We start from the raw sequence: 22001 nt of genomic DNA on the forward strand, positions 1-22001 counted from the left end.
GGCGGCGCCCGCCGCCGGCCGGCCGGATGTCGAGGCCGAGGGCGACCTTCTCGCCGACCTGGTGGGGGTCAACGCGCGCGTCGAATTCGACGTGCTGGAAATGGGCGCCGGCCAGGGACGCAGCGCCGATCACGCCCGCGCCGCGCTGGCCCACCTGCTGGCGGTCCTGGCCCGGGCGCGCGGCGGCGTGCGGGGCGCGGGCCTCGACGGGGATTTCGACGCCGCCCGGCGGCATATCCAGGCGATCCTGGCACCCCGGGCGCGCGACCCGTTCAGGTTCCGCAGCCATTCCCCGCGCCAGGCGATCGAGGCGTTTCACAACGGCCTGCGGGCGGCGGTGGGGATCGCCGCCGCCTGGCTGGCGTGGGAGGTCACGGCATGGCCGGCCGGGCCGGCCTTCGTGTCGTTCGTGGCGCTGGTCTACGGCCTTCTGGCAACGCGGGAGGTTCCGGCCCTGGCGTCCGCCGGGTTCTTCCGGGGGGCGGTCTGGTGCGTGGCCGTCGCCGGGCTGTATGTCGTGCTGGTGATCCCCGCCGTGACGTCGCCCGAAGGCCTGGCGCTGGTGCTGCTCGTGCCGATGATCGCCGGCGGGCTGGCGGCACGCACACCCCGGCTGGCCAACCATGCCTTCGCCTTCAACCTGTTCTTCCCCGTCCTGCTCGGCCCGTCGAACCTCGGGCGCTTCGACGAGGTCTCGTTCCTCAACGGGGCAATGGCCTTCCTGGCGGCCGTCCTGCTCGCGCGGCTGACCTTCGGGCTCGTGCTGCCCTTCTCGGCGGACGGCCATCTGCGGCGCACGGCGGCCTGGGTGGAAAGGCGGCTGCGCGCGGTGGCGCGCCTCCACGACCGGTCGTCCGTCCAGTCCTGGCTCGCGGCGCAGGCCGACAGCATGGTGCGCGCGGTGCGGACCGGCCGGGACGTCCCCCGCGACCAGATGCTGGGCTACATGGGCCGGCACCTGGACGCCATGACGCTGGGCCTGTGGGTGATCGAACTCCGGGACGCGGCCCTCGCCGCCGACATCCCCGACGGCGTCCGCGCGCGCCTGCGCGTCTTCCTCCGGGCCTGGACCCGCCGGGGCGCGGACGCCCGGGATATCGGCAGGCAGGTGCTGGACGATCTGCACCGGCGCCCGGACGTGACGCCGGGGGTGCTGGCGGCGCTGCAAGGACTGACGGACGCCGGAAACCGTTCCCCCACCCCGCGCCCGGCCCCGGAACAGGCTGACGGCGGGTCAGGGCCCGCCTGAAACCGTCCCCTGCCGCGCGGGAAACGCGCGCCGGATCCCGGCAGGCGGCGCTTTCAGGCGGATTCCCGCGCCGGCCGCGTCGTGTCGGCATGTTCCGCCGGTCCGCCCTGGGGCAGGGTCCGGGGAAAGGCCGCGGGGTTGAACGCCGCAAGCAGGATGCCGACCAGCGCCGTGACCACGGCCGCCGGGCACAGGACCGCGAACCCCAGCGTGCTCAGCAGATGGCCGCCCACCGCCGAGCCCAGCAGGATCCCGAGGTTGCTGCTGCCGTTGATCGCCGCCCCCGCCACGTCCGCGCTGGTCGCGCGGGCCCGGATGGCGCCGGACATGACGAAGGGGATGATCGCCGCATACCCCATGCACCATACCCCCACGGCCGCCACGGTCGCCCAGCCGGACAGCAGATGCCCGTCCACCAGCGCCATGCCGGCCAGCATGGCGAAGCCCCCGCCGAACAGGCCCGCCGCCGGCCAGCGGTCCACGACCTGCCCCGCGCCCCACAGCCCGAACACGCTGACGGCGCCGGTGACCAGCAGCGCGATGCTCAATGCCCGCTCCGGCAGGCCGTGCCGCAGCAGAAGCGGCGAGACATAGGTGTAGAGCAAATTGTGGCCGAAGAAGAACACGGCGTTGACGGCGACGACCACGGCGAAGATGCGGACCGCCTGCGGGGACCGCAGGGAAGGAAGCCGCGTCCGCCCGGCCGCCGGCGCCGCGACGCGCGGCAGGCAGAGCGCGATGAAGACGGTCAGCAGGACCGACAGCCCGGCCAGCACGTACAGCGCGACGCGCCATCCCGCGAAATGGCCGAGCGCCGCGGCACCCGGCACGCCCAGCACCGAGCCGAGCGACGTCCCGCCATAGACGAACGAGATGGCGCGCCCGGTCATCCGCTCCGGGACCAGATACGCGGCATAGGCGGACACGATGGACATCAGCACCGCATGCGCCAGTCCGCCGATGGCGCGGCCGATGCACAGGACGAGGAAGGACGGCGCCGAGGCCGCGACCAGGTTGCAGGCGACGTACCCCGCCAGGCAGACCAGCATCAGCAGCTTGCGGTCCATGCGGGCGGTCGCGATGGTGATCGGCACGGCGCCCACGGCCACCAGCAGGGCATAGGCGCTGACGGCCAGCCCCGCATGCCCTTCGCTGATCCCGAATGCCTGCGACAGATCGATCAGCAGCCCGACCGGCGCGACCTCGGTCGTGACGGCGATGAATGTCGAGGCGAACAGGGCGCACAGGCCGGCGACGGCCTGGCCGGATAAATTTGCGAATCGCATGGCATTTCCCACAGACGCGGCGAGTCGATCGTGCCGGCCTGCAAGCTTTGACATATCCGGGCGGGACGCGTGAAGCCGGGTCCCCGGATATTGCGGGCGTCCGGGCGGGCAACGGCCCCGCGCCCCGCGCATCGCGACATGGTGTTGCCGCGGCCGGGCGTCACGCCGGCAGGCAGGCGGCCAGGTACGCCTCCAGCCGGGCGGCCTGCGCGGCGGGAAGCACGGCGCCGACATACCCGTCGGGACGGATCAGCAGCAGGTCGCCATCGGCCATGCCGTACGCCGTGGCCAGCCGGTCCCCGACATCGCGGAACGCGTCGCCGGGGCCGATGCGATGGCTGTGCAGTCCCGCGCGCGGCGGGGGCAGGGCGGCATCCGCCCCGCGCCCGACCAGCGTCCAGTGCGGTCCGCGCATCAGGTCGAACAGCCGCCGGGGCTGGCCGCCCGCGCCCTGCAACGGCACGTCCGGCGCGCGGTCGCCGGCCCGCACGCCGGCCGCGCGCCCCGTCAGGTCCAGCGACAGGAGCGACGACGGATAGGCCAGGTCCATCTGGTGCACGTCGCGCCCGCGCCGCATGTCGCCCTGCTTCGCCTTTTCCAGCAGGTCCGTGGCCAGGCCCAGCATGTCGGCCGCGATCGGCCGGCGCTCCGCCTCGTAGCTGTCCAGCAGCGCATCGGGCGCGCCCGCCAGCACCGCGCCCAGTTTCCAGCCCAGATTATAGGCGTCCTGCACGCTCGTATTCAGCCCCTGGCCGCCCGTCGGCGGATGGATATGGGCCGCGTCGCCCATCAGCAGCACCCGCCCGACACGGTACCGATCGGCAAGGCGCGCGTTCATGCTGTACGCCGAGGCCCAGGCGACCTCGCGCACGACCAGGCCCGATCCGGCGATCCGCGCGTCGACGAACGCCTGCAGCCCCCGCACCGACAGGTCGGGCTCGCCCTCCGGCGGGATCGGCGCCTGAAGCTGGAACAGGCGGCTGTGCGGCAACGGGCAGAACGCGACCTGCCGCGCCATGTCGCCGTCGTCGAACCGGTGCCATGCGTCGCGTGTCAGGCCCTCCAGCACGATATCGGCCACGATCGCCCGGACGCCCAGCGTCCTGCCCGGAAAGCCGACCTGCAGCGCGCGCCGGACGAAGGACCGGCCGCCATCGCCCCCGACCAGATAGCGGCAGCGGATCGTCGCGACCCCGTCCGGGCCGGCGACCTGCGCCGTGACCCCCTCGGCGTCCTGCGTGAAATCCCGCAGTTCCCGCCCATAGGCCGGCGCCTGTCCCAGTTCCGCCAGCCGTTCGCGCAGGATCGCCTCGGTCCGGAATTGCGGGACCAGCAGGGGGGTGCGGTACGGTTCGTCGGCCGTGGGCGGCGTGATGGCGAAACTCTGCGCCTCGTCATGGCCGCCGCCGACATGATGCCGGCGCTGGGGCGGGTAGGGACCGCTGGCGGCGGCGATCCGGTCGACGACGTCCAAATCCTCGAACACCTCCAGCGTGCGGGGCTGGATGCCCTTGCCGCGCGAACCCGCGAAAGGCTCTGCCAGCCTGTCGATCAGGCGGAACGACACGCCCCGCCGGGCAAGGTCGATCGCCAGCGTCAGCCCGGCCGCCCCGGCGCCGCAGATCAGGACCTCGACAGCATCGCAATCTTCCATTCCGGCCCCCTTCGCGTATATAATTGTGTGTATGATGCATATATCTGGCCGGGGAGGGTAGGCTGTCAACCAATAAAGTGCATAATGCACATATATGTGCGGGCCTGCCCGACCTCCATCGTTCGCTGATCGAGATCGTGAGCATGATGAACCGGCCCGAGCGCGATGCCGAAATGCTGGACATGGCCGGCCTGTCGCTGGAACGCGCGTTGTTTCCGCTGATCGTGCTGATCGAACGGCTGGGGCCGATCGGCGTGGGCGACCTGGCGTCGCGCGTCGGCCGCGACTACACGACCGTCAGCCGCCAGGTGGCGCGGCTGGAGGAACTGGGCCTGGTCAGCCGCCGCGCCAGCCCCGCCGACCGCCGCGTGCGGGAGGCCGCGATCACCCCGCAGGGCAAGGCCGCGACGGACGCCGTCGACGCCGCGCGCGAACGCATGGCGCTGTGGCTGTTCCGGGACTGGAGCCGCGATGATTTCGACGAACTGCTGCGGCTGATGCGCATGCTGGCCGACGGGCTGGGCGCCGCCCTGCCCCCGCCGGACGCCGGGATCAAAAAATAAACTCTCGTGATATAAAAAGATTTTTTGAAAAAATGCCCTGGCGGACGAGGTCTATCCCCGCGGATCGCCGCCAGCGCATGTCCAAAAGGGCTCTCAGCCATCCATGATCGACACGGCGGTGGCGAAGCTCGGTGCAAGGGGCAGAAGCGGCGTCAACGTCGCCTGCCAGGCATGGTAGAGATCGGCCTTGCCCGCGTACACCACGGCCGAGGGACGATTATGCCCATCGAGTTCCTGCAGCCAGCCACCCTGCCGCCGGTCGATCATGTGAAGATCGATATAATCCCAGATCTTCCGGTACCATCTTTCATATTCCGCATGTCCCGTCCGCTTCAGCAGCGCGGCCGCCGCCGTCATGGCTTCGGCCTGGCACCAGTGCGGGCGGTTCCGCACGACAGGTTCCAGGTCCCAGCCCACGGTATAGAGCAGGCCGGGTTCGCCGTCGCGCGCCCATCCCGCCTCGACGCCACGGCGGAAAAGACCGATGGCGTCCTCCAGCAGCCATGACGGCGCGGACCCGTCCTCGCGCAGCAGGGCGGCCTCCAGCTTCAGCAGCAGGTGCGACCATTCGACGAAATGCCCGGGCGTCATGCCATAGGGGCGCAGGTCGTCGGTCGGCTTGTCGCGGTGAAAATCCTTCAGAAGGGTCCAGCTGCGATCATAATGTTCCGGAACGCCATATCCCGCGTCGCGGGCCAGGACGTGGATGATCCGCTCGACGATCCTCAGGGCGCGCCGCCGCCATGCCGGGTTTCCCGTGACGTCCGCGACCGCCATGCAGGCTTCCACCGAATGCATGTTCGCGTTGGCGCCGCGATAATCTTCCTCGTCCGACCAGTCGGCGGCGAAGCTTTCGCGGAACACCCCTTCCTCCTCGCTCCAGAAATGGCGTTCCCATACCGCCAGCGCGTCGTCCAGCAGGTCGCGCGCTCCCGGTATGCCCTGCACGACGGCCGACGACGCCGACAGCGCCACGAAGGCGTGCAGGTACGCCTGCTTGCGGCCGCCCGCCTTCGCCTGCGCCACGCCTTCGAACCATCCGCCATGCGCATGATCGCGCAACGGCCCGCGAAGGCTGGCGACGCCATGTGTCGCCAGCGGCGCGCACCCGGGCAGGCCGCGTCCGGCGGCCACCGCGTAGACATGGGTCATCCGGGCCGTCAGGATGCTGTCCGCGGCCGCCCCCGGCATCAGCCGGCCATCGTCGCCCAGCGCCGCGAACCCGTCGTCCACCCGCGACGGCTTGGAAAAATCCAGCAGCCGCTGGCCCTGGTGGTCCAGCCAGCGGCGATGGGGCGCCGAACGCAGCCAGCTTGACGCCGGCAGCATCAGCGACGGCAGCGCCTCAGCCATTGACGATCATGCCGCCGTTGACGTGCACCGTCTGGCCGGTGACGTAGGACGCATCGGCCGATGCCAGGTAGACATAGGCCGGCCCCATTTCGCTGGGCTGCCCGATCCGGCCCAGCGGCGTATCCTTGCCCAGGTCGGCCACGGCCTGTGGATCGACCGGCCCCCAGCTTGCGGGCTGCAACGGGGTCCAGATCGGGCCGGGCGCCACGGCATTGACGCGAATGCCCCTGTCGGCCAGCTGCAGCGCCAGCGCGCGCATGAAGCCCAGCTCGGCCGCCTTGGTCGTGGTATAGGCGACCAGGGCCTTGTTGCCGGCGAACGCATTGATCGACGACGTGTTGATGATGGCGCTTCCCTTGCCCAGATGCGGCAGCGCCGCGCGCGCGATGTAGAAATATCCGTTGATATTCACATCCATGTGGCGCTGCCACGTCGCATCGGTGATGTCGGCCAGGTCTTCGCTGACATATTGCACGCCGGCGTTGTTCACCACGATGTCCAGGCCGCCGAAGGCCTCGACCGTGCGCGCGACGGCGGTGTTGCAGACTTCGCTGCTGGACACGTCGCCCTGGATCGCCAGCGCCTTCGTGCCTTCCGCCTCGACAAGGCGCACCGTTTCCTGCGCGTCTTCCTTCTCTTCCAGGTACAGGATCGCGACATCCGCGCCCTCGCGCGCGAAATGCAGCGCGACCGCGCGCCCGATGCCGCTGTCGCCGCCCGTAATCAGCGCCCGGCGGCCTTTCAGCTTGCCGCTTCCGCGATAATCGGCACGGATATGTTCTGCCTGCGGTTGCAGCAGGCGCTCGACACCCGGCTGATGGTCCTGGCTCTGGGGGGGAATGCTCTGGGCCATGAAGGGGCCTCCTGCATGAAATGGCAATGACAGGCCGCGGCGGTCCCCTTGCGGCCACCGCCACGTCCTTGGGGGGGAACGCCCGCGGGTAGGAACTGTTGCCTGAACGCCGGTTCAGCTCCGCGCCGGACGCACGGGTGCCCTGCGCCCGCCCAGCATGAAACGGCCCATGTTAAGAAATCCTGAAGCGCCGGCGCCATCGTTCCCGGTCATGCCGGAAAGCGGCTCCCTGCCGGGTCGAAATGCGTTCGGCCGGCCTCTTGCCTTGACCGGCCTCTTACATGTCCATGCGCAGGCGCGGCAGCATGCGGCCCGCGATCGATCCGGACGGCACCATCCCGTCGTCCATCGCGCCCATCCGGCGATAGAACGCGGCCGCGCCGGGATCGGCGTCGATGGTCATGGTCCGCGCGCCCGCGTGCCGGGCGGCCGTAACCGCCCAGTCGAACAGCGCCCGCCCCGCGCCGCCGCCCATCGCGTCGGGTTCGACGAACAGCTTGTCCAGTTCGGCCGCCGGCCCGTCCGGCGCGATCTGCGCCATGCCGACCACCCGGCCGTCCCGTTCCGCGACCTGCACCCGTCCCGCCGCGATCGCCGCCGCCGTCACCGCCAGCTCCGCCTCGCAGGCCCGCATGAACGCGGCGTCGTAGCCCCAGATCGCCTTGGCGCGCAGGCACAGGGCCGACAGCGCGCCGGCCTCCTCCGGACGGGCCTGGCGCAGGGCCAGGGCGCCCCGCCCGGACGTCACGTCCCGATCCGCACCGGCGAGACCATGTCCCGCAGGCAGGCGATGATCGATCGGGACGTCAGCTGGCCGCTGCGGGGATTTTCCGGATTGGGCACGATGTCGATATGGCTGGTGAACCGCGCGACGGCGGATTCGACCGTGATGGTATGGATGTTGCGGTCCACCGCCGGGTCGGCGATCACGCGGATTTCGGTCTCGCGCGGCCCCAGCCCGGCCAGCGCCAGCGCCGCCGCGACATTGGTGTTGGCGGGGAAGGCGCGGGCCGCCTCCTCGGCATTGCCGCGGAAAATGGTCGTGGCGGTGCGCAGCGCGTGCACGTCGATGCCCTGCTGCGCCAGGTAGGGCGCGCCGGCCAGGCTGGCGGGGGATTTCCGGGTTTCGATGGCGATCGACGCCACCCGGTCCTCGCACGCCGCGCGGACGGCATCCAGCCCCAGGATCGCGCCGCTGGGGACGATGATCCGCCCGCCCGTGCGGCGCGCGACATCGACCAGGTCCATGTGCGACAGCAGCGCCCCCGCCGACGCCACCACCAGCGTGGCGCCGCGTTCCAGCGTCGGCCGGGCGATGTCGGCGAACGCGCGGGCCGGCAGCATTTCCACCACGACGTCGGTGTCCGACAACGCGTCCAGCGTGCCGATGCGCGGCTGGGTGCGGAACCCCTCCAGCCGCTGCCGGGCCTTGTCCTGGTCCGACGCCGCCACCGCCGCCAGCGTCAGCCCGTCGATCCCGGCGTCCAGCAGCCGCGCGACCTGCACCCCGATCGACCCCAGGCCGGCCAGCCCGATCCGCAACGTTCCCTGTCGCGCCATCGCCCCGAAATGCATCCGGTCGTCCTTCCCGTGTCAGGCTGTCCGGGCTCCGCCCGAACCTGGCAAGGGCCTCGGCCCTCGCATCATAAGATCCTTCCAAGGGGCCGCGCCCCCTGGCGGGCCAGGGGCAGGGCCCTTGCCCGTCGTCGCGCCTACTGCTTGGCGAACAGCAGCCCGATATCCCGCAACGCCTTGAATTCCAGCGCGTTGCCCGCCGGGTCGTAGAAGAACATCGTCGCCTGTTCGCCGGGCAGGCCCTTGAAGCGGATCTGCGGTTCCATCTCGAACGCCACCCCGTGGCTGCGCAGGCGGTCCGCCAGGCTGGTCCAGCTGTCCATGTCCAGCACGACGCCGAAATGCGGGATCGGCACCGCATGCCCGTCGACCGAACCGGCGCAGTTCGACGGGGCCTTCGGCGCGTGGGTCAGGTGGGTGACGATCTGGTGGCCGAACAGGTCGAAATCGATCCAGCTGTCGGAACTGCGGCCCTCCGGGCAGCCCATGACGGTGCCATAGAACGTGCGGGCGGCATCGAGATCGTCGACCGGGAAGGCAAGATGGAAGGGCGCAGGCACGTCACGTCTCCGTTACATACAAATTGAAGCATAAATATACAATGATGCCATCAGGGTGTCCATCGCCCGCCACGCCGCGGGCGACGGCTTCAGGCCGACGCCTTGAAGACCTCCGCCCGGAACGGCATGCGGTCCGGCCGGCGCCCGGTGGCGTGCAGCAGCGCCTGCGAAATCGCCGGCGCCAGGGGCGCGACCATGATCTCGCCCACGCCCTGCGGCGGCCGGTCGCTTTCGACGACGATCGGCACCACCTCGGGCATCTCCCCGATCGACAGCAGCGGGTAGTCGGCGAAATTCGACTGCTCGGCCCCGCCGCGATTGAAGGTGATCTCGCTTTTCAGCGCCGAGGTCAGGGAAAATCCGATCCCGCCCTGGATCTGGGCGATGAAGGTATTGTGGTTGACGACCAGCCCGGCGTCGATCGCGCAGAACACCCGCGCCACCCGCCAGCTGTCGCCCTTGCGGACCAGCTCGACGATTTCCGCGACATAGGTGACGAACGACCCGCCGCGCCCGTGATAGGTGTCGAAGGAAATGCCGCGCACGGTGCCGGCGGGCGGCGGCGTGTCCCACGACGCGGCGGCGGCCACGGCGTCCAGCACCTTCAGCGCGGCGGGATTGTTGCGCAGCAGGTGGCGGCGGTACTGGTACTGGTCGATCCCGGCCTTGTGCGCCAGGTCGGTGATGAAGCTCTCCCAGAACAGCACCCCGGCGCTGGACCCGACCGAACGCATGAAATAGACCGGGATCGGCAGCGGCGTCTGGATCACGTCGACATGGAAATGCGGAATCTCGTAGCTCTGGTTATAGATTCCGTCGACCATGCTCTCGTCGTAATCGCCCAGCGGCGTCTTGGTCAGCCAGTTCGGCCGCGTGGTGGCGAACAGCGACTGCCCGCAGACGCGCGCATGCACCGCGACGGGATAGCCGTCCCTGTCCACCACCGCGCGCAGCCGCCCCTTGTTGTTGGGGCGGAAATGGTCGTGCTGGATATCCATCTCGCGCGTGCGGATCAGCTTGACCGGACGGCCGACCGCCATCGCCGCGCGCACCGCCTGGGCGACGAAATCCGGGGCGATCTTGCCGCCGAAGCTGCCGCCCAGGAAGCCGATATGCAGATGGACCTTCTCCTCCGCCACGCCCGAGATCTTGGAGATGACGGCGACCGAGGCATCGGTGCTCTGGATCGATCCCCACACGTCGACCCGGTCGGGCTGGACATGTACGGTGGCGTTCATCGGCTCCATCGCCGCATGGGCCAGGTGCGGGACGCTGAACCGGCTTTCGATCACCTGGTCCGGGTTCTGGCCCAGGATGCGCGGCGCGTCGCCGCGCGCCAGCGCCGTTACGCCGATTTCCGCATCCAGGCCCGATTCCGCCAGCCGGTCGATCAGCTCGGTCGACAGCCCGCCGTTCTCGCCGGGCGAAAAGGTCGCGTCCAGCATCTGCACCGCCCGCAGCGCCTGCCAGTAGCGCTCGGCCACGACGATGACCCCGTCATCCAGCCGGACGATGGCCCGCACCCCCGGCTGCTGCCGGATCTCGGCCTCGTTGTTGATCCGCACCAGCCAGCCGCCGATCGTCGGCGACAGGGCGATGGCGGCGTTCAGCATGCCCGGCACCTCGGCATCCAGTCCGTATTTCGCCGACCCGTCGGTCTTGGCCGCCGTGTCGCGGCGCGGCAGCGCCTTGCCGATCAGGCGGAATTCGGCGGGCGTCTTCAACCGTGGCGCGGGCGACAGCGGCAGGCGCGCGGCCTCGGCCGCCAGCGCGCCATAGGGCAGGGTGTCGCCCGTGCGGGTATTGCGCACCATGCCCGATTCCGTGGCGCAATCGCTCACCGGCACCTGCCAGCGCGCGGCGGCGGCGCGCACCAGCACGTCGCGCGCCGCGGCGCCCGCGACGCGCAGCCGGGCATAGAATTTGGTGGTGGAGGTCGAAGCCCCTTCCTTCTGCGACGGCTTTTCGTTGCGGAACTGGATCTTGTAGGCATCGCGTCCCATGACCCAGCGCACCTTCACCGCCGGCCAGTCGGCATCCAGCTCCTCCGCCAGGATCGCCGGCAGTGCGGTGTACGACCCCTGGCCGACCTCCGGCTGGCACAGGCCCAGCGTCACGCCGCCCTGCGCGTCGATGAAGATCCAGTCCGTCAGCTCGATATCCGCCTCCGCCGCCGCGCCGTCCCGCGCCGCCACCGCCGGGTCCAGCGGCACGGCCAGCAGCGCGCCGAACGCGGCCGCGACCTCCAGGAAGCGGCGGCGCCCCATGGACGGGCCGGCGGACGGCCTCCCGTAAGGCCCCGGGGCGGATGTCGCGCCGGTCACGATTTGTGCTGCCGCGCGGCGGCGGCGGCATGGATCGCCTGGCGGATGCGGACATAGGTCGCGCAGCGGCACAGGTTGGTCATCCAGCGGTCGATATCCTGGTCGGTGGGGGCAGGGGTTTCCGCCAGCAGCGCCGTCGCCGTCATGATCATTCCCGACTGGCAATAACCGCATTGCGGCACGTCCAGGTCGTTCCACGCCTTGCGCACCGCGTTGTCCGCGTCGGCGGCCACGCCCTCGATGGTGCGGATCGCGCGGCCGCGCACATTGCCCACCGCCAGCACGCAGGTCCGGATGGGCGCGCCGTCGACATGCATCGTGCAGGCGCCGCACATGCCGATGCCGCAGCCGAACTTGCTGCCGGTCAGCCCGAAATGCTCGCGCACCACCCACAGCAGGGGGGCGTCCTCGGGCCCGTCGAAACTGACGGGCCGGCCGTTGAGCTGGAACGGAATCGACATGGGTCCGGACTCTCCTTCGGGACGGGCGGCCCCCGGCGCGGGCATGGGCGGGACGGGGACGGGGTTCAGGGGGCGGGCATGAATTCGGCCTGCCGGGCGAAACTGTCATTGTGCGAGCGCAGCAATTGCAGCACCCCGGCGGCCAGGCGCGCGTTGTGGTCGCGCATGACGGTGTAGGCGGCCTCGGGGTCGCCGGCGACGATGGCGCGCACCACCGCGCCATGGTCGTCGCGCGACCGGTTCAGCCGTTCGGCATGCTCCAGCGGCTGCGCCTGGCGGAACGGGGCCAGGCGGGTGCGCAGGTCCTGCATCAGGTTGGCCAGCGTCTCGTTATGCGCGCCACGCCCGATCAGCTCGTGGAAACTGCGGTTGATCGCCCAGTACGCCGTCTGGTCGCCGCGCTGCGCCGCGTCCTTGCCCTGCTCGTACAGGCCCTGGAGCATGCTTTTCTCCAGCGCGTTCATCTTCTGCGATGCCAGGCGGGCGCACAGGGCCTCGATCTCGCACTCGGCGTCCAGCATGTCGGCCAGCTGGTCCAGGCTGATCTGCGTGACGATCGCCCCGCGTCGCGGCACGAAATCGATCAGCCCGCGCGTGGCCAGTTCCTTCAGCGCCTCGCGCACCGGCGTGCGCGACACGTTGAAGGTCGTGGCCAGGCTCTGCTCGTCCAGGCGCTGGCCGGGACGCAGCTTGCCATGCAGGATCTGCTCGGCGAGATTATTATATATATCTTCGGCGTAGGTCGACACGCAGGACTCCTTGCATTCAGGTGGCCGCTCTCTGTTCCGCCAGATCGGGCAGAACGCCCCCCTGAATATACGTAGCGACATAATTTTCGAGCAACGCTTTCTGGGCCGACCGCGCCTGCGGCGACCGCCCGGCCAGATGCGGGGTCAGGATCACCCGGCCCGTCTCCAGCAGGGCGGGCGGCACCGCCGGCTCGCCCTCCACGACGTCCACCGCCGCGCCCGCGATGTCGCCGCGCCGCAGGGCGACGGCCAGCGCGTCGGTGTCGACGACGCTGCCGCGCCCGACATTGACGACGAACCCGCCCGGCCCCAGCGCGCGCAGCACCGCCGCGTTCACCAGATGCCGCGTCTGCGGCCCGCCCGGGCAGGCGACGACCAGGAAATCGGCCTGCCGCGCCATGTCGGCCAGGTCGGCGACATGCCGCGCGTCCGGGTCGGGGCGCGGCGCGCGGGCGTGATACAGGATCGTCATGTCGAACGCCCGCGCCCGCGCCGCGATGGCCTGGCCGATCCGGCCATAGCCCAGCAGGCCCAGCGTCCCGCCCGTCAGGGTCGGGCGCGCCTGGCGCACCGAATCCCACATCCCGTCGCGCACCGCGCGGTCCAGGAACACAAGGTCCCGCGCGATGGCCAGCATCAGCGCCAGCGCATGGTCGGCGACCGTGCGGTCGTTGGTGCCGGGGGCGTTGGCGACGACGATGCCCCGGGCGCGGGCGGCGGCCAGGTCCACGGCCTCGTATCCCGCGCCGGTGCACAGGACCAGGCCCAGCGCCGGCAGGGCCGCCATCGCCGCCGCGTCCAGGCCGATCGACCCGTTGGTGACGACGATGCCGATCGCCCGGCAGGCGGCGGCGTCATGCGGAATGGTCCCCGCGCCCGGACCGGACAGGTCGTGCACGCGTGCCAGGCGCGCCAGGCCCGCCACGCAGTCGGCGGGCAGCGGCGCGCGCAGCAGGATGTCGCCTGCCCGGACGGATGCGGGGACGGGCGTCATGCGGCGGCGCCGTCCTCGGCCGGGGTCACGTTCTTGACCGCGCCGCGCCAGCCGCTCTCGGTCATGTCGAACACGATGCCTTCGGGCGTGCTGTACTTCACCTCGTAGAAGACGTTGGGATCGGTCTCCTTGCGGCCGGTGACGTAGGCGCCGCCGGCCTCGGTCACCTTGGCGCCGGCGGCCTCCAGATCGTCCACCCAGACGCCGAAATGGATGATGCCGTAATAGTTCTTCTGCTTCTCGAAGCCCGGAACCGGCTCGTCGCCGAAATTCAGCAGGGCGACGTTCACCGTCCCGTCGGACATGTACACGCCGCGCATGGCGCGGCCGGCGCGCGTCATGCCGAACGCCTGTTCGAAGAATGTCGCGGCCGCCTCGGGGTCCGGCACGGACAGGGCGATGTGTCGCAATTTGCTCATGTGATGACTCTCCGTTGCACCGCGTGCGCTCCCGCCGCACGGCGTGCACACACTATGCACATGAATACGGATGGACGCTACAAAATACTTTGACTTTGGATTGTATTTATGATGAGTTTCTATGCACGGCAGGCTTCCCCCTTGCCGCCTCATGCCATGGGTGACCGCATATGCATCACTTTGATTATGAAACGGGCATGATCTGCCGATGACCGCGCCCGGCCCGGCCGTCGTCCCCCCCGCCGCCACGGATCCCCTGGCGGATCAGGCCCCGTTCGGCGGCCTGCCGCCGGCCGACCGCGCGCGCCTGCTGGCGCTGGGCCCGGTCTGGAACGACGATATCGTCGGCCACCGGGCGGAAACCGTGCGGTGCTATACCGACGTCCTGGCGCGCATGGATCCCGCCCCCGGCGGCGTCACGCGCGACGTGCCCTATGGCGACGCCCCGCGCCAGGTGCTGGACATCTTCGCGCCCGCCCCGGCCGCGACGCCCGCCCCGGTGGTGGTGTTCGTCCATGGCGGCGCCTTCACCCGCGGCAGCAAGAGCGCGAACGGCCATGTCTACGACAATGTCCTGCACTGGTTCGCCCGCCACGGCTACGTCGGGGTGAATGTCGAATACCGCCTGGCGCCCGACATCATGTACCCCGACGGCGCGCGCGACGTTGCCCTGGCGCTGGACTGGGTGGCGGCGCATGTCGCCGCGCGGGGCGGCGACCCGGCGCGCATCCATGTCATCGGCCATTCGGCCGGGGGCACCCATGTCGCGGCGCTGGCGGTCGACCCGGCGGTCGGGCGGGCGATGCCGCCGGGGGTGCGGACGCTGGCGCTGGTCAGCGGCCGCCTGCGGCTGGACGCGCTGCCCGACAACCCGAACGCCCGCCATGTCGCGGCCTATTGCGGCGACGACGCGGGCCTGTATGCCGAACGCTCGCCCGTGACCCATGCCGCGCGCTGCCCCCTGCCGGTGCTGGTGGCGGTCGCGGAATATGAAAACCGGCATCTCGATACCTATGGCGCGGAATTCGCGCAGGCGGTGCGGGCGGCGGGGCGGGTGCCCGTCCGCTTCCTGCGCCTGGCCGGCCACAACCACACCTCGATCGTCGCCCATATCAATTCCGGCGAGGACCGCCTGGCGCGCGCGCTGGACCTCTTCTTTCGCGACCATGACGGATCGCCCGAACCAGGAGCAGAGTAGAACCCGATGTCACAGCACGTCATGATCGTCGGCGCAGGGCCCGTGGGCATGGTCTGCGCCCTGGCCCTCGGCCGCCAGGGCATTGCCGTCACGGTGGTCGAACGCGAACCCGCCCCGGTGATGGACCAGCGCGCGGCCTCGCTGCATCCGCCCACCATCGCGATGCTGGCCGACCTGGGCATCGGCGACACCATCATCGAAAAGGGCCTGATCGCGCCGAATTTCCAGTACCACGACCGCCTGGGGGGCGAGATCGTGGCCGAATTCGACCTCGGCCTGATGAAGGACGAATTCCGCTACCCCTTCGTCCTGCAATACGAACAGTACAAGCTGACCGACGACGTCAGCACGCGCTACGCCCGGGAAATCGGCTTCGCCGTCCGATTTTCCACCGAGGCCACGGACATCGTCCAGAAGGACGACCACGTGCTGGTGACGCTGCGCCAGGGCGATGCGGTCGAAACGATGCGCGTCGATTACCTGATCGGCGCCGACGGCGGGCGCAGCACGGTGCGCAAGTCGCAGGACATCGCGTTCGAGGGATTCACCTACGACGAACGCTTCGTGAAGATCGCGACGCCGTTCGATTTCGGCGCCGAAAAGACCGATTACGCCTTCCGGAACTATTTCTCCGACCCCACGGAATGGTGCAATCTGTTCAAGGTCCGTGGCGCGGACGGCAAGGGATTGTGGCGCGCCATCTTCCCCACCCGCGTGGACGAGACCGAGGACGAGGCCCTGGGCCATGCCGGCCTGCAGGCCCGCCTGCAGAAATTCTTTCCCAAGGCAGGAGAGTACGAGATCGCCTATTCCAACATGTACGCCGTCAACCAGCGCGTCGCCGCCACCTTCCGGCGCGGCCGCGTGCTGCTGGCCGGGGATTCGGCGCATGTGAACAACCCGATCGGCGGCATGGGCATGAACGGCGGCATCCATGACGCGGTCAACCTGTGCGAGAAGCTGGGCGCCGTCCTGCGCGGCGAACGGTCCGACGACGTGCTCGACCTCTACAGCCGCCAGCGCCGCCACGCCGCGACCGCCTTCGTCCAGGCCCAGAGCATCCAGAACAAGCGCCTGCTGGAAGAACGCGACCCCGCCATCCGCGCCGAGCACCTGCGCCAGCTGCGCGCCGCCGCCGCCGATCCCGAACGCGCCCGCGCGTTCATGCGCCGCGCCTCGTTGCAGGACAGCCTGAACGACGCGCAAAGCGTCACGTAACCCCACCCCGCCCGAAGGACCGCGCGATGCCCCCCGCCGCCGATGTCGATCCCTCCCGCGCCGATCTGGCCGCCGACCTGGCGGCCGATGGGCCGGCCCGTGCCTCCATGCGCGCCCCGGCCGCGCCGTTCGCCTGGTTCCGCGCCCTGTCGCGGGTCGAGAAGATCACGTTCTGGAGCTGCTATGGCGGCGTCGCGCTCGACGCGATGGACCTGCGGATCTTCAGCTTCCTGATGCCGGCGCTGATGAAGGCGTGGCACGTCTCGCCCGCGCAGGTCGGCTTCCTGGGCAGCGCCGCACTGTACGCCGCCGCCGCCGGGGGCTGGATCACCGGCCTGCTGGGCGACTGGTTCGGCCGGGTCAAGGCGATGCAGTTCACCATCGTCATCTATTCGCTGTTCACCTTCCTCAGCGGCTTCGCCACCTCGTACGACCAGCTGTTCGTCTGCCGGACGATCCAGGGCTTCGGCTTCGGCGGGGAAATCACCGCCGGCGTGGTGCTGATGGCGGAAATCGTCGGCAATCGCAGCCGGGGCAAGGCGGTCGGCTGCCTGCAAAGCGGCGTCGCCGCCGGCTGGGCGCTGGCCGCGATCATCGCCAGCCTGGCGCTGGCCTGGCTGCCGGACTGGGTCGCCTGGCGCGCGGTGTTCTGGTCGGGGATCGCGCCCGGCCTGCTGCTGATCGCCATCCGCCGCTATGTCGACGAACCGGAAATCTACAAGGAACAGCGCGAACAGGCGATCACCCATGCCGCGCGGATGAAGATCCACGACATCTTCCGCCCCGGTGTCGCGCGGACCACCTTCCTGACCACCCTGCTGGCGCTGGGGGTGCAAAGCAGCGGCCTGGGCATTTCGACCTGGCTGCCGGCGTACCTGACGATGTCGCGGCATCTGTCGCACGGGGCGGCGGGCCTGTACGTGATCGTGCTGACCGCCGGCGCGTTCCTGGGGTACATCGCCAGCGCGTACCTGGCCGACGCACGCGGGCGGCGTCCGAACTTCCTGTTCTACGTGACCGGCAGCGTTCTGACCTTGGTGGCCTACCTGTGCCTGCCCATGCCGCCGTGGCTGCTGCTGGTCGCGGGCGTTCCCCTGGGGTTCTTCTCGCAGGGGTTGTATGGCGGCATGGGCACGTTCTTCTCCGAACTGTTCCCCACCGCGGTGCGCGCCAGCGGCACCAGCTTCGCCTACAGCGCCGGCCGGCTGGGGGCCGCGTCGGGCGTCGCCTTCGTCGGCGTTCTGGCCCATGGCTACGGCATCGGCCCGGCCCTGCTGGCGGTCTGCGCAATCAGCTACGTCCTGGTGCTGGTGGCCACGCTGCTGCTGCCCGAAACGCGCGGCCGCGGGCTGCGCTAGGCCCGTCCGCATCCGGGCCCCGCGGCCCGGATGCATGCGGCCCCCCGATTTACCGACAACATGTCCTGCGTGCGGGCGGCCGATTCCGGCCGTATCCCGGTCATGTCCTCCGTCATTAGTATAATGTAACGTCCTTCTGTGCACAGAAGGACGTATCGCAATACATTTTTTCTAAAAAAAACTCGTCACACATTCAAAATAATATCGACAAACCGACTCAAGATTCGACACACTCCGATTACATTCGGAAAGGGATTGCGGGTATGCCTACCATCGGGAATGGACCACGGGTTTTCGGATTGCGGATTGCCTTGTTGCTGACCGCATCTCCGGTGTTCCTGATGTCCCCGGCGCTGGCGGCGGCGCCGGCCGGGGATGCGGCCACCCAGGCGGCAGGCCGGCCCGTATCCACGGACATCAAGGAAACCAAGGGCGCGACTTCGAAAAAATCTGCGCCCGTTCAGGCAAATGACGGGGTGGAACAGGTCACGGTGTCCGCCACGCGGCGCAGCACCGACGTGCAGCACACGCCGATGGCCATCACCGCCATCAGCGCCAGGACATTGCAGCAGACCCACGCCCAGACGATCGCCGATTACTTCATCCAGGTGCCGGGCCTGAGCATGCAGGACCAGGGGCCGGGGCAGAAGCGCTACGCCATCCGCAACCTGACGGCGGCGGGCGAACCGCAGGTCGGGCTGTACCTGGATGAAATCCCCATCGCCGGCTTCACCGGCGAAAACACCGATTCCGGCTCGGCGCAGCCGGACGTGAAATTGTGGGACATGGCGCGGGTCGAGGTCCTGAAGGGCCCGCAGGGCACGCTGTACGGATCGGGGTCCGAGGGCGGCACCATCCGCATCATCTCGGAACGCCCGGACATGACCCGGCTGGGCGGCAGCGTGAACAGCTCGATCTCGACCTACGCCACCGGCGGTTTCAATAATTCGCAGAGCGGCACGATCAACGTTCCGATCGTCAACGACAAGCTGTCGATCCGCCTCAGCGCCTACCGCGACAGCAACGCGGGCTGGATCAAGCAATATTACCTGCAGCAGAACGGCACCAACAGCACCGACGATTACGGCGGCCGCCTGAACATCCGCTATCGCCCGATGGAAAACTGGACCATCGATTTCATCGCCTATTACCAGAACGCGAACACCAACGACCTGTCGAACCTCAACCCGTCCTTCGACAGCGTGGCGCACAGCAAATGGGCGGCGGCCAGCTTCGTCCGCCAGCCGATGCGCGACGAATTCCAGGCGTACAACCTGATCTCGGCCTACCGCATGTCCTGGGCGACGCTGACGGCCATCGCATCGTGGCAGCAGCGCAAGATGCATTATACCCATGACACGACGTTCAATTACGGCGTCGATTGCACCAGCGGCGATTTCGCCAGCTGCTATCCGCTGGACGTGTTCCAGCAGCGCCTGGCCGCCGGCCAGATCAACGCGGTCGACGACCGCCAGCGGGTGAATGCCTGGACGTCCGAGGTCCGCCTGTCCTCACCGGCGCAGAGCAGGATCCAGTGGACGGTCGGCAGCTTCTACCAGATCCGGAAAAACACGTTCCAGCTCTATTACGGTGCAGTCGATTCGGCCGGGTTCTTCGACTACGATTCCAACGGCTACGCGCCGACCACGATGTTCGCGCGCGCCAACTGGGACCGGACGGAACAGATCGCGGGCTTCGGCGAGGCCACGTACCCGATCCTGAAGAATCTGAAACTGACCGGCGGCGTGCGCGTCTTTACCGCCGACCGCAGCCTGACCTCGCTGGCGATCATGCCGTTCGGCGAGAAGAACGCCATCCCGACCTTCTATCCGGGCTCCTCCTCCAGCGAGACGTCGGCCACCGGCAAGGCGCTGCTGTCCTACGACATCACGCCGCACGCCATGGTGTATGTCGAGGCGGCGGAAGGCTACCGGATCGGCGGGCCGAACCTGCCCGTCGGCTTCACCGTCACGACCCCGGCCCCCTACGCCCCCGACACGGTGTGGGACTACGAATTCGGCTGGAAGACCGGATGGCTGCACAACCGCCTGACCTTCAACGGCGCGGTCTATCGCATGAACTGGTCGAACATCCAGCAGCAGGGCACCGACCCGTCCGGCGCGTTCGACTTCATCACCAACGCGGGCTCGGCGACCGCCACGGGCGTCGAGGCCGAACTGGCGGCACGGCCGATCCGGTCGGTGCAGCTGGGAATGGGCGTTAACTACACCGACGCCCACCTGGTCGGCCGGCAGCCCTACCAGCCCCTGGCGGTCAACCAGACGCAATCCGGCGACGACCTGCCCTACGTGCCGCGCTGGACGTTGAACGCGAACGCGACCTACAATTTCGACATGCTGGGCCTGCCGACCTGGGTGCGCGGCGACATCGCGTACCAGAGCGGCCGGACCACCGCCTTCGACCGTGCCAGCCCGAACTATGCCTATATCGGGGGCTGGTTCCTGGCCAACCTCAATGTCGGCACCAAGATCGGACGCTACAGCGCGCAGATCTACGCCAACAACATCCTGAACCGGCAGACACGCGTCTCGGGACGCCTGAACTCGGTCCAGCCGCTGGTCATCAACTCCGCCCCGCCGGCCACGATCGGCCTCAGCCTGACGGCGGAATTCTGACGCCGGGGCAGGGATCGTCGGGCGCTGCCCGGACCCGGCAAGGGCCGCGGCCCTTGCATCCCATTCGCCTCATGCGGTCCGGGGGGGTATCGAAAGGGCGCCCCCGGCCCGACCGGGCAGGTCGGCCGGATGCGGATGGTCCCACCTGCGGGAAGCGATAGCGGGCAAGCGGACCCGCCCCCGGGAACAGGGGGCCGCTGGTCACCGCCCTCATGCCGCCCCATGCCGGGCGTCCGACCGTCGTTCCCGTCTTCCCGAAATCCGCCGTTCATCAGCAGGGTCGGCGGCGGCTCCAGGCCTTTTCCCGAATCGAATCGCTTGCCGGTAGGTCCGCGTCCGCCGTTGCCATGTCCGGAAGATCTCGCCGAGGCGGACCGGCCAGCAGAAGCCACGGCGCAGTCACCGCAGACATCCTGACCTCGATCCTCACCGCCCGGTGTCCATCGACGAACCGGGCCGCTCCATCAGGATGGCCCGCCCGCGCGGTCACGCCTTTACCCTTACCTTGCGCGCCACCGGCATGACCCGTCACCGACCGCCTGCGATGCGGCCGGTTCACGACGCGATGCCGTCACACCCGGTTATCGCGCGGAACATCGACTCGTCGCCGACCGCGACGAGCCTGTTTCCCCGCCTCTCCGATTTCCCGTAAAAAATCAGAACTCGGCCGAAAGGGTGAAGTGGTAGACGCGCGGCAGCCCCGCATACAAGGTCGATGCCGCACCGGACGTGCCGCTCGGCGCGCCGGTATAGACCGATGCCCAGTACCGTTCGTTCGTGACGTTGCTGACGCCGAAACGCGCGACCCACGGAAACCGGGCGACGTGGAAGGCATAGCGCGTGCCCAGCTCCAGCGTCGTGTACGATCCGGTATGCAGCGTATTGGTCACGTTGGCCGCCCGGTTGCCCATGTAATGGACCCCGGCATTGAAGGCCCATCCCGACGCGAAGGAACCAAGTGTCGCCGGCAGACGGTAGTCCAGCAGCATGCTGGCCTGCAACGGCGCCGCGCCCACGATCTCCTTGTCGTTATAGGCGGCGGTCCTGCTGCCGACCAGTTCCGCATCCAGCCAGGTCATGCCGGCCAGAACGGAAAGGTTCGGCAGGACTTCGCCCGAAACCTGCGCTTCCACACCATAATTGCGCTGCGTTCCGCCATATGTGTAGGTCTGGCAGGTCACGCCGCCCGCGCAGGTACCGTTCGCCGCACCGACATACATCGCATAGGGCGAGGTCATGCGGAAACCGGCAACGTTGAACTGCATCTTCTGATAACGCAATTTATAGCCGACTTCATATTCCTCGGAATGCGCGATCGGCAATGCGATGTTCGTGTTGGTATAATATTGGCTGTTGGGCGTGACGGGCCCCGCCTCGACCGACCGCCCATAGGTGAAATAGAGGGTCTGGTTGTCGGTCGGCTTGTACATCAGGCTGGTCGTCGGGCTGAAAGCCGCGTCGGCCGAAAAGGTTTTCTTCAGTGCGCTGCTGGCATTCAGCGCCCCCTTCTGGTCGATCCAGCTCCAGGCCAGCGTGCCCATGATCGACCAG

At 69.1% G+C, this 22001-nt stretch carries 19 protein-coding genes; 6 read left to right on the forward strand and 13 right to left on the reverse strand.

The genetic code is table 11. From position 1 onward, the window contains the following. Nucleotides 1–1249: FUSC family protein (locus tag HLH28_RS17350; protein WP_182961798.1), on the forward strand; the 1249-nt coding region annotated here is incomplete at its 5' end. A gap of 53 nt (nucleotides 1250–1302) precedes the next feature. Here the strand turns inward: HLH28_RS17350 and HLH28_RS17355 are convergent. Next, entirely contained in the window at nucleotides 1303–2535 is a 1233-nt protein-coding gene (locus HLH28_RS17355) for an MFS transporter (RefSeq protein WP_182961803.1), read from the reverse strand. Between the two features lie 160 nt (nucleotides 2536–2695). Next, a complete protein-coding gene (locus tag HLH28_RS17360) occupies nucleotides 2696–4189 on the reverse strand; it encodes an FAD-dependent oxidoreductase (RefSeq protein ID WP_182961805.1) in 1494 nt (497 codons plus the stop codon). A gap of 143 nt (nucleotides 4190–4332) precedes the next feature. On the opposite strand from HLH28_RS17360, the gene HLH28_RS17365 reads away from it, so the two are divergent. Then, nucleotides 4333–4752 carry a MarR family winged helix-turn-helix transcriptional regulator gene (locus tag HLH28_RS17365; RefSeq protein ID WP_182961809.1) on the forward strand — a complete coding sequence of 140 codons (420 nt, stop codon included), beginning with the start codon at nucleotides 4333–4335 and terminating at the stop codon, nucleotides 4750–4752. A 93-nt stretch (nucleotides 4753–4845) separates the two neighbouring features. Here HLH28_RS17365 and HLH28_RS17370 read toward each other — a convergent pair whose 3' ends face one another. From HLH28_RS17370 to HLH28_RS17415, 10 genes are all read right to left on the reverse strand, one after another. Then, entirely contained in the window at nucleotides 4846–6105 is a 1260-nt protein-coding gene (locus HLH28_RS17370; RefSeq protein ID WP_182961855.1) for a D-mannose isomerase, read from the reverse strand. Next, nucleotides 6098–6958, reverse strand: a complete 861-nt coding sequence (locus tag HLH28_RS17375) for a glucose 1-dehydrogenase (protein ID WP_182961857.1) — start codon at nucleotides 6956–6958, stop codon at nucleotides 6098–6100. The genes HLH28_RS17370 and HLH28_RS17375 overlap by 8 nt, the downstream gene beginning before the upstream one ends. Nucleotides 6959–7235: 277 nt before the next feature. Then, nucleotides 7236–7706 (reverse strand): GNAT family N-acetyltransferase, encoded by a 471-nt coding sequence (locus HLH28_RS18205; RefSeq protein ID WP_220790167.1) that lies wholly within the window; start codon nucleotides 7704–7706, stop codon nucleotides 7236–7238. Continuing rightward, entirely contained in the window at nucleotides 7703–8518 is an 816-nt protein-coding gene (locus tag HLH28_RS17385) for an aspartate dehydrogenase (protein WP_182961859.1), read from the reverse strand. The genes HLH28_RS18205 and HLH28_RS17385 overlap by 4 nt, the downstream gene beginning before the upstream one ends. 152 nt (nucleotides 8519–8670) lie before the next feature. Beyond that, a complete protein-coding gene (locus HLH28_RS17390; RefSeq protein ID WP_182961861.1) occupies nucleotides 8671–9093 on the reverse strand; it encodes a VOC family protein in 423 nt (140 codons plus the stop codon). An 89-nt stretch (nucleotides 9094–9182) separates the two neighbouring features. Beyond that, nucleotides 9183–11360 carry a xanthine dehydrogenase family protein molybdopterin-binding subunit gene (locus HLH28_RS17395; protein WP_182961863.1) on the reverse strand — a complete coding sequence of 726 codons (2178 nt, stop codon included), beginning with the start codon at nucleotides 11358–11360 and terminating at the stop codon, nucleotides 9183–9185. Nucleotides 11361–11413: 53 nt separating this feature from the next. Beyond that, nucleotides 11414–11878, reverse strand: a complete 465-nt coding sequence (locus HLH28_RS17400) for a (2Fe-2S)-binding protein (protein WP_182961865.1) — start codon at nucleotides 11876–11878, stop codon at nucleotides 11414–11416. 65 nt (nucleotides 11879–11943) lie between these two features. After that, nucleotides 11944–12627, reverse strand: a complete 684-nt coding sequence (locus HLH28_RS17405; RefSeq protein WP_182961867.1) for an FCD domain-containing protein — start codon at nucleotides 12625–12627, stop codon at nucleotides 11944–11946. A 16-nt stretch (nucleotides 12628–12643) separates the two neighbouring features. Then, complete coding sequence (locus tag HLH28_RS17410) at nucleotides 12644–13621, reverse strand: NAD(P)-dependent oxidoreductase (protein WP_182961869.1); 978 nt, start codon at nucleotides 13619–13621, stop codon at nucleotides 12644–12646. Then, the gene (locus tag HLH28_RS17415; protein WP_182961871.1) at nucleotides 13618–14040 is read right to left on the reverse strand and encodes a VOC family protein; all 423 of its coding nucleotides are present in this window, start codon (nucleotides 14038–14040) and stop codon (nucleotides 13618–13620) included. Before HLH28_RS17415 ends, HLH28_RS17410 begins: the two co-directional genes overlap by 4 nt. A gap of 208 nt (nucleotides 14041–14248) precedes the next feature. On the opposite strand from HLH28_RS17415, the gene HLH28_RS17420 reads away from it, so the two are divergent. The 4 genes from HLH28_RS17420 to HLH28_RS17435 all read left to right on the forward strand — a co-directional run bounded on the left by HLH28_RS17420 (nucleotide 14249) and on the right by HLH28_RS17435 (nucleotide 20450). After that, a complete protein-coding gene (locus HLH28_RS17420) occupies nucleotides 14249–15238 on the forward strand; it encodes an alpha/beta hydrolase (protein WP_182961873.1) in 990 nt (329 codons plus the stop codon). 6 nt (nucleotides 15239–15244) lie between these two features. Beyond that, entirely contained in the window at nucleotides 15245–16456 is a 1212-nt protein-coding gene (locus tag HLH28_RS17425) for an FAD-dependent oxidoreductase (RefSeq protein WP_182961875.1), read from the forward strand. 26 nt (nucleotides 16457–16482) lie between these two features. Next, nucleotides 16483–17814 carry an MFS transporter gene (locus tag HLH28_RS17430; protein ID WP_182961876.1) on the forward strand — a complete coding sequence of 444 codons (1332 nt, stop codon included), beginning with the start codon at nucleotides 16483–16485 and terminating at the stop codon, nucleotides 17812–17814. 314 nt (nucleotides 17815–18128) lie between these two features. After that, nucleotides 18129–20450, forward strand: a complete 2322-nt coding sequence (locus HLH28_RS17435) for a TonB-dependent receptor (RefSeq protein WP_182961877.1) — start codon at nucleotides 18129–18131, stop codon at nucleotides 20448–20450. 656 nt (nucleotides 20451–21106) lie between these two features. On the opposite strand, the gene HLH28_RS17440 is transcribed toward HLH28_RS17435, so the two are convergent. Next, the coding region (locus HLH28_RS17440) for a TonB-dependent receptor domain-containing protein (protein ID WP_182961878.1) at nucleotides 21107–22001 on the reverse strand (895 nt) is incomplete at its 5' end.

The organism is Gluconacetobacter tumulisoli (genome assembly GCF_014174155.1).
In the GTDB taxonomy this organism is placed as follows: Bacteria; Pseudomonadota; Alphaproteobacteria; order Acetobacterales; family Acetobacteraceae; genus Gluconacetobacter; species Gluconacetobacter tumulisoli.

What these genes read in the sequence shown, in the direction of transcription:
- HLH28_RS17355 (WP_182961803.1), bottom strand. Translation starts at nt 2,535, where the DNA reads ATGCGATTCGCAAATTTATCCGGCCAGGCCGTCGCCGGCCTGTGCGCC.
- HLH28_RS17360 (WP_182961805.1), bottom strand. Translation starts at nt 4,189, where the DNA reads ATGGAAGATTGCGATGCTGTCGAGGTCCTGATCTGCGGCGCCGGGGCG.
- HLH28_RS17365 (WP_182961809.1), top strand. Translation starts at nt 4,333, where the DNA reads ATGATGAACCGGCCCGAGCGCGATGCCGAAATGCTGGACATGGCCGGC.
- HLH28_RS17370 (WP_182961855.1), bottom strand. Translation starts at nt 6,105, where the DNA reads ATGGCTGAGGCGCTGCCGTCGCTGATGCTGCCGGCGTCAAGCTGGCTG.
- HLH28_RS17375 (WP_182961857.1), bottom strand. Translation starts at nt 6,958, where the DNA reads ATGGCCCAGAGCATTCCCCCCCAGAGCCAGGACCATCAGCCGGGTGTC.
- HLH28_RS17385 (WP_182961859.1), bottom strand. Translation starts at nt 8,518, where the DNA reads ATGGCGCGACAGGGAACGTTGCGGATCGGGCTGGCCGGCCTGGGGTCG.
- HLH28_RS17395 (WP_182961863.1), bottom strand. Translation starts at nt 11,360, where the DNA reads ATGGGGCGCCGCCGCTTCCTGGAGGTCGCGGCCGCGTTCGGCGCGCTG.
- HLH28_RS17400 (WP_182961865.1), bottom strand. Translation starts at nt 11,878, where the DNA reads ATGTCGATTCCGTTCCAGCTCAACGGCCGGCCCGTCAGTTTCGACGGG.
- HLH28_RS17410 (WP_182961869.1), bottom strand. Translation starts at nt 13,621, where the DNA reads ATGACGCCCGTCCCCGCATCCGTCCGGGCAGGCGACATCCTGCTGCGC.
- HLH28_RS17415 (WP_182961871.1), bottom strand. Translation starts at nt 14,040, where the DNA reads ATGAGCAAATTGCGACACATCGCCCTGTCCGTGCCGGACCCCGAGGCG.
- HLH28_RS17420 (WP_182961873.1), top strand. Translation starts at nt 14,249, where the DNA reads ATGACCGCGCCCGGCCCGGCCGTCGTCCCCCCCGCCGCCACGGATCCC.
- HLH28_RS17425 (WP_182961875.1), top strand. Translation starts at nt 15,245, where the DNA reads ATGTCACAGCACGTCATGATCGTCGGCGCAGGGCCCGTGGGCATGGTC.
- HLH28_RS17430 (WP_182961876.1), top strand. Translation starts at nt 16,483, where the DNA reads ATGCCCCCCGCCGCCGATGTCGATCCCTCCCGCGCCGATCTGGCCGCC.